Origin of the sequence: Corynebacterium senegalense, assembly GCF_900411315.1 — a bacterium.
Taxonomy (GTDB): domain Bacteria; phylum Actinomycetota; class Actinomycetes; order Mycobacteriales; family Mycobacteriaceae; genus Corynebacterium; species Corynebacterium senegalense.
The window spans coordinates 1,438,988-1,453,014 of record NZ_LS990887.1; the positions used below are offsets into that span (position 1 = coordinate 1,438,988).

Consider the following 14,027-nt stretch of genomic DNA (forward strand, 5'->3'; position numbering starts at 1 on the left):
CGCTAACCGATTCTCGCCAGAGTGAGCATTCCACAGCCGTACCCGCGGGCGCGGCCGATGCCGAGTGTGAGCGACCGCCGGAGTGCGTCGGGATCTGTCACCTCCAGGGTTCCCGCGAAGCGTGCCTTCGCAATTCGTACGGGGCGTTGGCTGCCACCGCGACGGAAAGTGTCCGTCCATCGCTCGAGAACTTGAGGTTCGTCGTGCGCGGACCATCGAGATCGCTCCGCGTCACTGGTTGTGTCATCGATGCGGGGTGCGAGTGCAAAGCCTGAGGTCTCGGCTTTCTTGTACAACCACGAAATCTGGTGGGCTATGGAGACGTGGGCCTTCACTTTCCCCCTCTCCCCCTTCTTCCATTCCGAATAGGTCGGGTTGGCCACCATTTCGAAGTGCCAGCGCTGACCGCGCATAAGGGTGTTCAGGAACCGGTCGTAGTCCGCTGACTGTGCTGGGCGGGACTCCCACCCAGCCTGGTCGACCACGTGCTGGCACGTGGGCTTTTCGGGGCCGGCAATGTAGAGAATTGTCTCCTGGTCGCGCGTGTCCACACGCCACAGGACGCGGGATTCGGATTCGTCGATGTCCGGGGGAAAACAAGCCCGCACCGCTGCGTGCATTGACTGGGGGTCAGTGATCAGCTTTCTGCCGCCGCGGGTTCGCGGGTTGAGCAGGATCTTTGTCAGAGTGGTCATGCTCTCACCACCGTGTCGAAAAAGATGTCGCCGTGAGACTCCATGGCTCGGCCGTCGGGATTGTCCATCTCAAGGTCATCTGCTCTGACAACATCGCGCCACCCGTACTTGCGGTGTTCGGGGTTGAAAGACACCGGTACGTCCTGGCGCGGGACGGCCCCAGGTTCATTCGGTTGCGCATCGCGGTAGATCGCGAGACTGACTGTCGTCGGGCACTCTGCCTTATGAGCCTCAGAGGCGTACCACGTCGAGTGCCCGCGGAGCGCCTCTTCAGCGGGCGCATCAACAACGCCGATCACAAGACCAGGGTGGACGGGACAGGAGCGACGCCCCATAAACAAGGGGAACGCGGGATTTCGCAGTGCGGTGGCAAATCCCTCGAGCAGTCCGCGGCTGTCGGCCTCCAGGGCGACAACGAAGGCTGCGTCGGACAGAAAGTACCTGGTCACCAGCTGGGCGGACGCTTTCGGATCTTTCTGCCAGCGTTGTGCAGTCTGGTAGTCACGCAGCAGACTGCCGGATTGGTCGACGCGGACCGCCATGCTGAGCGCCGCGAGGTCTTCCACAGGGTCTGTGCGCCGCCTGCCCTGCGCGGCGGCGATGAGTCCCACTACACCGGATTTGGTCGGAGTGGTTGCGGTGGCGCGGGTTTTGAATCGGGACTCGTCTCCCCACGACTGCAGGGGCCCTTTCAGAAGCAGCAGGAGTGAATGGGTCATTAGCTATCACCCAGCGCACGATCCAGCTCGGCACCAATCTTTTCTGTCAGGGTAGGCAGAGTGACCGTTTCGGCGAGGCCATCGAAGGACGACGCAAGTCCACCCAGGGCCATGACAAACGACGCGACGGGTTTGAATCCGTAGACTTCTTCGACGTCTCGGGCTTCTTGGGCGAGGCGGCGCGCCGCGACGGTGCGTCGATCCTCGGTGTCGGTGGCGTCGACAGGCGTCTCGAACGCGTTAACCAGCGAAACCGGCCGGGTGTCTCGAACCGTGACAAGCAAGAGTTCCGGGAGTGTCTGGTTGGCGAAAGTGTTGATCTTGCCGGTCGGCATTGACTTGACGAAGGCCTCAATGAAGTGCGGGACCGCCTGCTTCGCCATTTCCGTCGAGCCCAGGTTCTCTGCCATCCCCTCCACGTTGACTGTGGCGTAGCGGTACAGGGTCGAGGACATCATCTGCACGGTGCCGATCATTCCGGCACCGGTCTCTTCACCGTCCTCGGCGAGGTCATCGACGGCGGTGAAGTAATCGAACTCAGGAGCGGAGGCGTGGATCCCCAGCGCGTGTGCCACCTGTACCGCCGCATCCACGTTGTATGCGGCGTCATCGGCGACCATGCGACCGAACATCGCCATGTCGACGGAGTGGTCGGTGTCGAGAATGTCCTTCGCTTCGGCCTTTGTCGGTTTCTCGCCATTCCGGGCGAGCAGTTCCCGAACGGCCCTGTCCACCTGCTGCTGGCTGAGGAAGAGCAGGTAACCGGTCCTCGGGTAGGGCGAAACCTCGGCGCCGTCGGGGTCAGCGTTCTTGGAGGGCTTCTCGAGGGCTGTCTTGATTCCCGCGGCTTTGAACAGCGACTCGGTCCGTGCGATCGCCTCAGCCTGCTCGAGGCCTTCCTCCTCCAATCGCTGCGCGATCTTCTCGGGAAGTCGGCGCGACCGATCCCCGATGGTCTCAGAGTCGAAGTTGTCCTCGAAGTAGTCACGGATGGCGCGCTTCCACGACTGGGAGGAGACGCGTTGGCGTGGCACTCCGCCGAAGATCGCCGACTTCGGGGCTCCGGTGTCATCACGGTTGATCAGCGAGGGAGGGACGGTCTGGAGGGCGTGGATATCGATGATGAGAGACATGGTCTTTCCTTTCTACGAAGAGTTAGTTGGGGGTGTCCGTCGTGTGTTCCTGGGCTGCCCTGTATGCACCGCGCGCGAAGTCGCGGCCCCAACGGAGCAATACACCGTTCCGTTTCGCCGGGTAATCGAGAGCCCGCAGGTCGGAGGCGAAACGGCCGTAATCAAACGCAATACCCTGGGACCGGAGAAGGGAGACGAGGGAGCGGAGGTGAGTGATCCGGGAGACTTCGTCGCCCGCTGCCTGCATGGCGTCGAAGCGAGGCTTGATCGAGCGGGACGTGCTGTTGGCGAACAGCTTTCCGCAGGCCACGGCGAACGAAGTACCAGTTTCATGCATAGGTTTCGTTGCACTCTGCATGTGTAAGCCGAACAGAGACAGAGCGTGGAACGCTGCTCGCTCGGAGGGGGAAGGCTCTTGCCCGCGGCCCAGCTCTTGTTCGTTGAGCGGGGGCTGCATCAGCATCAGGATGTGTTCGAGCGCGATTGGCGATGTTGCGACATCAAAGGACGAGAATTTTCGGAGCTCAGCCAGATGCGCGCGCGCCTCAGCGCCCGCGGGTGTGTGACTGCGATCCAGGTAGTTGTGCTGCAGGCGGTTGGCCGTCGCGCCGACACATGACATCAAACCCGCATGCGGTGCGGGCCCGTTCACGTTGGGCGATGAAGACATCAGGACTTTCTCCTCTCTTGGGGTGCTGCCTTTCTTTCCGTGAGGGGCAGGTTCTTATTGATCTTGAACTCGAGCTGCCGGTAGAGCGTGCCGGCTGTGACGAGGCGTCCCCCGTCCTCACCACCGTCGAGACGGCCGATCAGAGCCTTCGGTCCCGCGCCTCGAACCAGTTCGTCAGCGATGGCGAAAACGCTTCGGCGCACAGTGTGTTGCCACACAGACGCATGCTCCCCCGGGTCACCGGTTTCAACTTGACGAATCCACGCGATGAACTTGGGCTCCAACAATGTGTAAAGTCGATCCGCTGCGTCGCTCCCGAATTCGTAAGCGCCACCGGCCGCGACGTGGAGCTGGCCCGCAAACCACCCCAGCGAGGTTGCCGCTCCAGCGGTAGCGCTGGCCGCGTCGCGTACATCTTGACGCAGTTCGTCACTGACCTCGTCGGAGCGCAGGATGTGGAGTGGGATCCCTATCTCCGCCTTCGTGGTGGTCGCGACCGAGGACGCTTGGGCGCCATATTCCATCGAGACGAGACTGACATCAAGGACGCCGTCGATGACTCCGTAGGCGGAAAGCTCGGCGAGGTGAGACAGGGTGCCGGGGCGGATGGGCGCCCGCGTCTTCTCGCTGAACCCCTGGTCGCTCTCCGTGACAATGAGTGCATCGAGGGCACGCCACATGGTGCGATTCGTGTCGTACGGCAGTGGGTAATAAGCGAGGACACCCTTCTTCGTCTGGTTTGGGCTGAACCTGTAGGGGGTCATCGGGTCGTCGAGAACGTTCTTCCCCGCGTCGGGTATGCGGTCGCCGTTGCTGACCAGCACGCCTGTCGCCTTGTCACCTTCGAAGAAGAGACGGATCCGTCGAGATTGCCAGGTCGCCAGATCGACCGCCCCGGTCGGCTGGGGATCACCGACCGAACGCTGTGCAGCGGTGTCCGGCTCACGTTCCCAGGGTGGGGCATCGTCCTGCCCGGAGGCCGAGAGTGCGGAAGGCGTGGAGTTGAGAACAAGGGTCTCGAGGAGAGTCTCGCCGCGCACGACGGTACCTCCCGTCATCCCTGTCCATCCGGTTCCGATCGGGTAGCCTTTGCCACCTTTCACACGCGGATCACCGAGGGCACCTGACTTGATTCCCGAGTAGTCGTACGCTTGCGCGTGCACGAGCCAGCGTGCTGCTTCTCCCAGGCTGAGCTCTTCTCTACCCCGTGCGGTGCGCATGGTGAAATACTCGTGCTCGGCCTCCGGGATGATACGCGAGATCTCCGAGTGGCTGCCTGTTGCGGTGTGGAGATCCGCAACCTGCATGAAGGGCGCTTCAGAGTGGAGGAGGTCGAAGCGATCAACCACCTTGTCGAGATAGCGGAGGACGACATCGTCGCGGTTTGTCGCGCGTGCGTTCTCCAGTGCGCAGCGGAACCACTCGGGCCAGGAAAAACTCTCTTTCGCCCGTCGGCCGGTGGCATGTGTGGCGATGTCGAGCTGGTGGGCGCGCCAGAATATCGCCAGCAGCAGGCGCAGGACGGCGTAGTCCTGGGTGGGCGCATCTCCGACGATCTTGAGCGGAACCGTACTTCCATCGAATATCTGGCGAATGCTCAATGACGCGGGGCCGTTTCGGGTCTGGCACAGTATCCACGGTTCGTCGACAAGGTTGAACGACGGAGCCTCTGCACCGGGGTCACTCATGATCATCTCCTTTCCGGAATCGTTGGGGTCAAAGCAAGAAGCACCTGGAGAACACACCATCCTGGTGCTGCAAACCTGAAGTTAGCTCACGGTGGGGACACGTGAGCCGCCTTTTCGAATCGGGATTCGAGGCCGAGCTCAGAGCTGTAGCGCACTCTGGCGGGGCCGAGGTCGAGAGTCCCGTCTGCTTCGAGCGGAAGCGCGAGTTGCCCCTTGAGAAGGAAATGTTGCTGCCAGTGAGATGGTGTTGACTGCTCCAGGGTGCTCACGACCTCCTCGAAATCTCGATTTCGGCGGGTCATTCTGGCTGGTAGGCGAACTGTGCTGGATGCGAGGCGAAATGCTTGGGCGTAGGTTAGCTCTCCGGCCTTTGTGAGCTCATAGTCCGCACCGAGGGGCTTGTACCCATTCTCAGAGCAGATAATGGGGATGACCTCCACGGTCGGTTCCGCGTCGCGAACCTGCGCTGCCCCACGTTCCTCGTCGGAGAGAGCGATGGATGCCCCCGCGCATTCCGCGAACAGGTTTGCCAAGGGCTGCATCTGGAAAGGACTAGGTATACGGAACGTCGAAGAGCGCCGTCGAGCACTTTCGGCCCGTTCCTTTTCCTCCCTCCGCGCATCCCCCCATGTGTCCTCCCAACCAGCGGGAGCGTCCTGCTCCTCTGCATAGACTGCTTGCACAAGTTCGGCGACATCGTCCGGACGGCGGAACGTACTGGGGAGGTGGTGAAGCGTGGACATCAGGAGGTAGCGGCCGTAGATCGCCTCTGCACCACTGTCGAATTCCGGTACCGGCCCCCTCTCGAGGATGCCGCGCACGTACACCTGGGGGTCACGCAGCTTCGTCGGTCTGTCACTGTCAGGACGTTGATGCCGGTGGATGCGGCCCGCTCGCTGGATGAGAAGATCCATTGGGGCAATGTCGGTGATGAGCACGTCGGCATCGATATCCAGGCTTTGCTCCGCAACCTGAGTGGCTACCACCACCAGGCGCTCCGGGCGCCCCGCCCCGCAGTGCGAGGTCGGTCCAAGCTTGTCCCGAAGTGCGTCTTCCCGCTGTGCTCGTTCCCACGCCATGAATCCTGCATGGTGGAGCTCGGCTTCCCCTGGAAACACTTCGGTCACCGCGAGGAAAGTGTCCTGGGCTCGTGCGATGGTGTTGCAGATGACCAACGCACACCCGCCCTCGGTAAGGAGGTCGGTCAGCGTCCTATTCAGGGTTGTGAGGTCGTCGTCAAGCGTGCGGACGCTGGTAACTAGATCCGTCGGCGAAGGCAGGGGCTCGATATAGCTGGCGCTCGACTCATTGGCCACGGTGATAAGCGGGTAAGCATCGCTCGATTCGGAGGGGGCCGCGCCCGTGTAAGCCTCGATCAATGCTTCTCGACGCCCTTTCGGTAACGTCGCGGACATCATGATCACGCTCACTCCGTAGTACGCGAGCCACTCGAGGGTGGTTTCGAGGTACTCGGAGGTATAGGTGTCGAAGCTGTGCACTTCGTCGAAGATGACGATTTTTCCCGCGAGTGCGACGTGCCGAAGCATCGAGTAGCGTTGTTGAAGAGCCATCATAAGCACCTGGTCAACGGTGCCTACGACGATGTTGGACAGCATCCCCCGGCGGCGTCCAGTCATCCATGAACTGGCCACCACTGTGCCAGCGCCTCCGGGACGGTCGGGCTCGATCCCACGGACGCGCAGCTGCTGGTAGGGCTGCGAAAGCTGGTTCTTGGAATGCGCCAAATACAGCGATGCGACGGATTGTGCTTCTGCGGTTCGGGCCGCCCATTGCATTGTCCGCTCCAGCAAACCGTTCGCGGTGGCCATTGTGGGCGCGGCGAAGTAGATACCCTGTGCTTCTGTCTTTCGGCCGATCACCTGGGCTGCCGCGAGGGCGGCCTCCGTCTTCCCGAGGCCTGTCCCGGCTTCGAGGATGAGGAGCGTGGGTTCACCGATCGAATCGGCCGCCTCCACCATGGAACGCTGGATAGCTCGAGGCCCGAACTCTTCAGGCCAGCCGAAGGAATGACGGAAGAAAGCTTCGATGTTCTCCACTTGCGCGGTGGGTGTCCACGGTGCCGTGAGGTCGGTGGCCTCCATCCCGCTGATGAGGCGTTGGCGCTGCGAGCCTTCAACGCTCATCGGGAACGCTTCAGGGTTGGAGGCTATCCAGTCCGACAAGACAACGATCCCGGTGAGAACTTGCAGGGATCCTGCGGAGGGCGCCGGGCGGAAGCGAAGAGCCTCCAGGGCGGGGAGAACGGCGGTGAGTTCAGCCATCGCGTCGAGCAATTCCTGATGAATGGATGACCACTGATCTTCGTAGCCGTTGAGAATTGTCTTGACCGGTTTGTAGTCTCCGAGGGGCGAGGCAATACCGTGGTGCGCCCCGGCTACCTCTGAAAGGTGGAGAGCAACGGGGCCGGGTAGCCCTCTACTCTCGAGCCAACACTGGATGATTGCAGCTGAAACAACTCCATGAGGCATCTTGTGTTCCAGCTCCCGGTGGTCTCGGGTGCGCGGAATGCCCGCGTCATCAAGGTTGGTCACAAGATAAGAAAACTCAGTTTGATCCTCGACCTGGGTCTGGAATGTCTTGCAGGCTTTCCCGATGTCGTGAGTCCCGGCTAGCCAGAGAATGAGGGAGCGCAATCCCTCTTCTCCCACCCCAAGCCGAATCGCCAATGATTCTTTTACCGGCTCCGCGAGCCACGAGTCGTACACCGCAGCGGCTACGCATGCCGTGTCGACCAGGTGCTGCGGCAGGGGGAGAAAACCTGACTCGTCTCCGGATTTTGCCCACAGGCTCCGCGCTTCCGAACTGCGCTTGCTCGCCCACCCGTCGGCTGCCTCGGCGAAACAAAGCGCGCGGTGGGGGACGGGTCCTGCCACGATTGCCTCCTGGTCACACGGTTGCCTTCATGTTTACCAGTTGCCTCAGAGGTTCAACCGGAATTCGATCTCAGCCTTTTCCACCTGCCTCCGGCGGGGCATGGGCGTGTCCTCGACAGCGCGACGCGGATTCGACGTTCAGACGATGTAGAAATTGATGACATTTTGCCGAGGGGTTTACGGCCCCTCTCGTATCCAGGTCAGTGCCCGGCATGCTCTGAACTCTCTCGAAGAGGCGGGCATCCTAGCCTCCGCAATGCTGGACAATCGCACCCGCGCGTGGCGGGCGGTCGAAGTCCTGGCGCTGCTGGACGAGTTTGCGGCCAGCGGTGGGCGTCGACAAGCGCTTTAGCCACCAGCAGCCCTGAGACTTCACGCCATGCTGAAATAAGCCCAGCACCCGCAAAGAACGGTGACAACCTGCAGCGCGAGGACCACGGCGCCCGCCACCGCGTGCGTGCGCAGCAGCCGGATGCAGATGTACGTGCACAGGGGGACTGTGGCGAACGAGAGCTAGAACCCCCCGATGAACAGGAAGATCCCGCCGAAGCCGAAGGCGTAGGAGGCGTCGTCGGAGACGGTGTCCGCCGCGATCAGGGAGAGCATCCCGAGCCCCACATCGCCGGCACGATGCCGGCGATGATGACCCAGAGTTTCGTTTATTTGGCGATCCTGCCCACCCTCGGAAGAAAACGCCTAGAGCGTGCACAGCGGCGCGTAGTCCTGGCGGCCGCCGGCCACGGGCTGGGTGATAAAGGCGCAGGACCACCAGCCGCGGTTCTCCACCACGCCGCGGATCTGCTTCCACTGCTCGGCGGTGAGGTTGGGGGTGCGGGAGAGCACGAAGCCGGAGAGGCGGTTCGGGTCGCCGACCACGGCCAGGGAGTAGTCCTCGGCAAGCCAGGTCACCCGGTAGTTGACGGGGCCGTTCGGGTCCTGGAAGGGCACGCCGGGGAAGTTGACGCGCAGGGAGGCGTCGGAACGCACGGTGGCGGTGCCCTCGATGGCGGACGTCCCGCCGTTCAGGGTGCCGCAGGAGTTCAGCACGGAGATGGTGGTCGCGTCCACAACTGCGTACTGCGCGGTGGTGTCGCGCACGCACTGCAGGGTGTAGGGCTGCGGCACGGCGGCGACCTGGTACCAGGTGCCGGCGTAGCGCTCGAGGTCAACGGCGGTGCCGCCCTCGGGCAGCTCGCCGCCGGGGAGGGAGGAGCCGCGCGGGATGAGTTGGGAGGAGGCCCCGCCGAGGCGGCCTCCGTCGAGAAGCTGCTGGGCGGAGGCCGCGGGCGCGAGGGTGGCGGTGGCCACGAGCGCGGCGGCGAGAAGGGCGGGGAAACGGCGCATGAGGCGGACACTACCCGAGCCGGGGCCCGGGCATGGCGTTTATGGGTTTCCTACACAAACAGAAACGCGCACACCACGCTGACAACCGTGGCGGCGGCCATGGGCACGATGGTGCGGCGGACGATCTCCACAGGGTTGACGTCCAGCGCCCCGGCCACGATGAGCACGGCGGCGTTGACCGGGGAGGCCTGGCGCATCGTGTTGGACGTGGCCCAGATCGAGGTGAGCATCTGCGGCGCGTGGATCGAGGAGCTCTCGGCGAGCCCGGGCACCATCTCGGAGAAGGCGAAGTAGGGCGCCACGCCGGAGCCGGTGAGCATGGCCATGAGGCCGGTGGCCACCACGAAGATGAGCACGATGATCGCCGCGCCGCCCGAGGACTCCCCTGCCAGCGACGTCAGGGCGTCGATGACGCCCATCTGCGTGATGCCCTCCACCAGGATCGCGGCCGCCACGATGAGCGCCACCACCCCGCCGGCGCCCTCGCCGAGGCCGCGGAAGAAGTGGTTGAGGTCCTCGACGGCATCGTTGATGGTGCGGCGGCGCACCGCCTCGATGATCATCGTCACCATCAGCGAGACCACCGTGACCGGCAGAATGTCCGCCTCGAAGGAGACCACCCCGGCGCGGTTGAGGATCGCCGAGGCGATGATGAGCACCAGCGGCAGAAGCGGCAGCAGCGCGTAGAACCCGGGCAGGCCCTCGGCGCGGCGCATGGCGTCGGCGACGCGGTCGTCGGGGTTGGCGGGGGTTGTGGCGTCGTCAAGCGGTGCCTCGAGCGCGCGCTCGGCGTCCTTCTTGTCGCAGCGCCACTGCCACCACATGTGCACGAACGCGGTGACCACGAGCGCCGGGATCGTCGCCTTCGCAACGCTGCCGAAGACGAACTCGGTCACCGACATCCCCGCCAGGTCCGCGCCCTGGATGAGCCCGGCCTCGAGCGGGGTGGGCACGATCGTCGAGGCCGTCACGATGATCGCGCCGACCGTCAGCGGGCTCAGCCCCGCCGCGATGAGCGCCGGCAGCAGCGTCGCCACCAGCAGCAGGGACAGGGCGCTTGCCGACGGCACCACCAGCGACAACAAAGTCCCCACGACGAACCCCAGCGGGACGAGCCAGTAGGAGCCGTGGAAGCGCTGCAGCGGCCGCGACAGCACCACCACCGTCTTCGCGTCCGCCCCGATGTGGCGCATGTAGCCGACGAAGCCGAACAGCACCATGATCGCCATGCCGGTGCCGGAGAAGCGCGACTTGAACAGCGACTCGATGACCAGCAGCTCGTCGTAGAAGGCGTTGCCGCTCGGCTCGATCTTCGCCGCCGTGTAGTCGACGCGCCCGGTCGCCGCGGCAATCATGAGCAGCAGGACGCCGACGGCGAAGATCGCCGACGCCGCGTGGACCCTTTTGTAGATGAAGTAGCCGACCGCGATGATGGCTAACACTGCGATAAGGATGTACAACATATCCCCAGGTTATCGCGTTTCCTGTGTTCCGCCTGGAAAAGCGGGGCCGGTGTGGGCGATGTCTCCGCCATAATGGGCCCCATGCCTGATCCCCGCTACCAGACCTTGAACCGCATGATCTCCGGCAAGTGGTACATCCCCGGCCCGGAGATGGACGCGCAGCACGAGCGCTGCTGGGAGGTGCTCAACCGCATCAACAGGGCGGGCGAGATCGACCCGGAGGGGCTGCGTTCCATCCTCGCGCCGGGCTCCCACGCCCCGGAGACCTTCGGCCCCGTGTTCATCGAGTACGGGGTGAACACAACGTTCGGCCCGGACTGCTTCGTCAACACCGGCACCACCATCCTCGACTGCGCCCCCGTCACCATCGGCGCCGGCACGCTCATCGGCCCGGCCTGCCAGCTCATCACCGTCGGCCACCCCGTAAACGACGCCCGGATGCGCCGCGACCTGTGGGAGAAGGCCACCCCCATCACCATCGGCGACGACTGCTGGCTCGGCGCCGGCGTGCTCGTCATGCCGGGCGTGACCATCGGCGACCGCTGCGTGCTGGCCGCCGGCACCGTCGTGACCAAGGACATCCCCGACGACTCCCTGGTCATGGGCGTGCCGGGCCGGGTGGTGCGCTCGCTTGCCGACGCCCCCTCCGAGCGCCCCGAGATCGACTCCTAGCCGGTTATTGGATTGCGGTGCTGGAAGGGCACCCCGGGTAGGGCACTGCGGGTTGAGACATCCACAAGGGTCGGGGCCGCTCCCTCGTACCGCTTGTGTGACCGAGGGCGATCATTCGGGTCGCTAAGGGGCGGATAACGGCTAGATGTCAGGCACCCGTCGAGGGAAATGCACAGACGTCCAACCTAGTGGCCATGATTTAGACTCATCTAGCTGCCTACCGCCGCCAAGCAATGTGCGTACGCTCGTGTGTACACCAAAAGCAACTGCAAGGAGGCAAGCAATGTTCACCCGTTCCCGAGATGATGTGCCCGCCGTCGAGTGGGGTGGCGGCACCAGCGAGCGTCTTTTGACTGCCAAGGACAACATGGGCTTCGCGGTGGCGCATACCGTGGTGCGCGCCGGGTCGGAGTCCCGCCTGCAGTACCGGAACCACCTGGAGGCCTGCTACTGCATCGCCGGTTCCGGGGAGGTGGAGGACACCGACGGCACCGTATACCCGATCACCCCGGGCACCATTTACGTGCTCGACGAGCACGACCCGCACATCCTGCGCGGGGGTAAGGATGAAGATCTGGTGCTGGTGAGCGTGTTCAACCCGGCTATCACCGGCGAGGAGAAGCACTCCCTGAGCGAGGACGGCTTCAGCTCCTACTGAGCCTCCGCCCCGTCATAGCAGGTCGACGAGGGTGATTCCGCCGAGCACGAGCGTGATCAGGAATACCGCGCCGCCGAGGAGGTTCGCGACGGGACCGTTGGCGTGCTCGCCGAGCAGGCGTCGGTTGTTCATCGTAATCAGCAGGAAGAACGCGATCACAGGTAGGAGGATGCCGTTGGCGGCCTGCGCAAGGATGATCACCTGGATCGGGTTGGCTCCGGTGATCGCGATGATTGCTCCGACGATCACCACCGTGAGGAAGATGGCGCGGAACCTCGGATCCTTCAAATCGGAAGACCAGCCGAGGACCCCAGTGATGGCGTAGGCGGCGCCGAGGGGTCCGGCGATAGCCGAGGTCAGACCTGCTGCGAACAGCCCGATCGCCAGTGCCCACGGGGCGAATGCACCGAGCGTGGGCCGCAGCGGCTCGGCGAGGTCCGCAGCTGACTCCGCCGCAAGGCCTTGAGTGAACATGACGGCGGCCGCGGTCGACAGGATAGCCAGGGTAATGAGGCCGCCCACGGTAATGGAGACCGCGTTGTCAAACCGTCCCTTCTTCAGTGCCCGCTCCGGGTACTCGTCGCCCCACTTCTCCCGCACCAGGTTGGAGTGCAGAAAGATGTTGTAGGGCACCACCGTGGTGCCGATCAAGGCAATAGCTGTAAGCAGTGAGCCGTCGGCAATCGTCGGCGCGAAGGTGCCGCGCAGCAGGGCTCCGACATCGGGCTTCACCGCCACGACGGTGACAATGAAGACCGCCGCCAGCAGGACGACCAACACCGACATGACCTTTTCCAGCAGCTTGTAGCTGCCGGAAAGTAGCAGGATGATGATGATCGCCGCGACAATGCCAGCCAGGACGGGCACCGGCAGGCCCGTCACCGAGCTCAGGGCCAGCGAGGTCCCCGTGGTGTCGCCACCCGCGTAGGCAGCCCCACCCACCCCGATAGCGGCGACGACCAGTGCGATCATGGCGAGCCTTGCGGCCGGGTTGCCAAAGGTCTCACGCAAAGCTTCGCCGGTGCTCAGGCGGGCGGCGAGGCCGAGGCGGACAGACATTTCCTGGAGGATGATGGTGGCGGCAATGGAGAAGACCACTGCCCAAGTCAGTGCGAAGCCGTAGCTCGCGCCCGTCACTGTGGCGGTGGTGACGGTGCCCGGGCCGATGAAGGATGCGCTGATCAGGAGGCCGGGTCCCAGCCAGCCGGACTTGCGCAAACCTTTTCCGCCGGTGATGGATGTGCTGCCGCTCATGAGATACCTCCACTGTGTTTGAGATCACATTAGAGGTTCATCCTACGGGAGTTGGCCGAGCGGTGGAAGCGAAAACTCCGGTGAACGCATGTTGGCCCGCCAGGTAAAGACCTGCCAATTCGCGGCTTAGCTCATCCAACGGCGCCGGAGCAATGAGCATGTGGCGGGCCCCGTTTGCCCTATCTGCGCGGCATCTCAGGCACCTCCTTTTTCGATTGCAGCGATTCCCCGCCTGGTGTGGACCGCCGGGAGGGTGGCAAACCGCATGTTCGAAGCCCCGCGATCCTCGCGAAACCCCCAGGCTGAAATGGGATCCGGGAGTCATGTCGCCCCGGTGACATCCGGGTGGAGAGTTCCCGCCGAATTCCCAGGAACGGCGCACCGAAACAGCCCGCGGGGGCGTAGCGTAAGCGCCTACATATCCGCATCCACGAAAGGAGCTGGCCATGGCCGGGAAGTTTGAAGTGTACGAGGACAAGGCGGGCAAGTTCCGCTTCCGCCTGAAGGCGGGCAACGGCGAGGTCGTCGCCGTGGGCGAGGCCTACGAGTCCAAGTCCGCCGCCGTCAAGGGCACCCAGGCGGTGCAGCGCGCGGCCTCCGACGCCGCTCTGGTCGACCTGACCGCCTAGGGCGTGTTTCTCTGGCCCGGTAGGTGACGGCGAGTGTGTCGTAGCGGCAGGCATCCCCGGTGGCAGATCTGGGGCTCGCGCCGCCAATGTTGTCACTTTGCCCAGCTCGGGCGGCGAGCTTCCGATACTTTGGCACTGGCCGGTGCCAAAGTTTGCCTTTGGGCCGGTGCGGGCAAGCGTTTTCGCAGGTCGGGCGGCGAGCTCGGAA

General features: G+C 63.9%; 12 protein-coding genes. 3 read left to right on the top strand and 9 right to left on the bottom strand.

Annotated features, from left to right (window positions below):
• Positions 1–2: 2 nt before the first annotated feature.
• The 8 genes from cas6e to dcuC form a co-directional block, all read right to left on the bottom strand.
• Positions 3–695, bottom strand: a complete 693-nt coding sequence (cas6e, locus tag DYZ02_RS07055; protein ID WP_115685606.1) for a type I-E CRISPR-associated protein Cas6/Cse3/CasE — start codon at positions 693–695, stop codon at positions 3–5.
• Positions 692–1,414, bottom strand: coding sequence for a type I-E CRISPR-associated protein Cas5/CasD (cas5e, locus tag DYZ02_RS07060; protein WP_115685607.1), 723 nt, complete (start codon positions 1,412–1,414; stop codon positions 692–694). The genes cas6e and cas5e overlap by 4 nt, the downstream gene beginning before the upstream one ends.
• Positions 1,414–2,547 carry a type I-E CRISPR-associated protein Cas7/Cse4/CasC gene (gene cas7e / locus DYZ02_RS07065; RefSeq protein WP_115685608.1) on the bottom strand — a complete coding sequence of 378 codons (1,134 nt, stop codon included), beginning with the start codon at positions 2,545–2,547 and terminating at the stop codon, positions 1,414–1,416. Before cas7e ends, cas5e begins: the two co-directional genes overlap by 1 nt.
• Positions 2,548–2,569: 22 nt before the next feature.
• A complete protein-coding gene (gene casB / locus DYZ02_RS07070; protein WP_115685609.1) occupies positions 2,570–3,217 on the bottom strand; it encodes a type I-E CRISPR-associated protein Cse2/CasB in 648 nt (215 codons plus the stop codon).
• A complete protein-coding gene (gene casA, locus DYZ02_RS07075) occupies positions 3,217–4,905 on the bottom strand; it encodes a type I-E CRISPR-associated protein Cse1/CasA (RefSeq protein ID WP_115686414.1) in 1,689 nt (562 codons plus the stop codon). Before casA ends, casB begins: the two co-directional genes overlap by 1 nt.
• An 86-nt stretch (positions 4,906–4,991) precedes the next feature.
• Positions 4,992–7,799 (bottom strand): CRISPR-associated helicase Cas3', encoded by a 2,808-nt coding sequence (cas3, locus tag DYZ02_RS07080; RefSeq protein ID WP_181896917.1) that lies wholly within the window; start codon positions 7,797–7,799, stop codon positions 4,992–4,994.
• A gap of 696 nt (positions 7,800–8,495) precedes the next feature.
• The gene (locus DYZ02_RS07090; RefSeq protein WP_115685610.1) at positions 8,496–9,143 is read right to left on the bottom strand and encodes a lipocalin family protein; all 648 of its coding nucleotides are present in this window, start codon (positions 9,141–9,143) and stop codon (positions 8,496–8,498) included.
• Between the two features lie 50 nt (positions 9,144–9,193).
• Positions 9,194–10,606: a C4-dicarboxylate transporter DcuC gene (gene dcuC, locus DYZ02_RS07095; RefSeq protein WP_115685611.1), complete on the bottom strand. Its 1,413-nt coding sequence runs from the start codon at positions 10,604–10,606 to the stop codon at positions 9,194–9,196.
• A gap of 81 nt (positions 10,607–10,687) precedes the next feature.
• Between dcuC and DYZ02_RS07100 the strand changes: the two genes are divergently transcribed.
• Both DYZ02_RS07100 and DYZ02_RS07105 read left to right on the top strand, forming a co-directional pair.
• Positions 10,688–11,278, top strand: coding sequence for a sugar O-acetyltransferase (locus DYZ02_RS07100; protein WP_245945699.1), 591 nt, complete (start codon positions 10,688–10,690; stop codon positions 11,276–11,278).
• A gap of 283 nt (positions 11,279–11,561) precedes the next feature.
• Positions 11,562–11,936 carry an ectoine synthase gene (locus DYZ02_RS07105; protein ID WP_115685613.1) on the top strand — a complete coding sequence of 125 codons (375 nt, stop codon included), beginning with the start codon at positions 11,562–11,564 and terminating at the stop codon, positions 11,934–11,936.
• Between the two features lie 12 nt (positions 11,937–11,948).
• Here the strand turns inward: DYZ02_RS07105 and DYZ02_RS07110 are convergent, their stop codons facing one another.
• Positions 11,949–13,190, bottom strand: coding sequence for an Nramp family divalent metal transporter (locus tag DYZ02_RS07110; protein ID WP_115685614.1), 1,242 nt, complete (start codon positions 13,188–13,190; stop codon positions 11,949–11,951).
• Between the two features lie 446 nt (positions 13,191–13,636).
• Here DYZ02_RS07110 and DYZ02_RS07115 point away from each other — a divergent pair, with 446 nt between their 5' ends.
• Positions 13,637–13,819 (top strand): YegP family protein, encoded by a 183-nt coding sequence (locus DYZ02_RS07115; RefSeq protein ID WP_115685615.1) that lies wholly within the window; start codon positions 13,637–13,639, stop codon positions 13,817–13,819.
• Positions 13,820–14,027 lie beyond the last annotated feature (208 nt).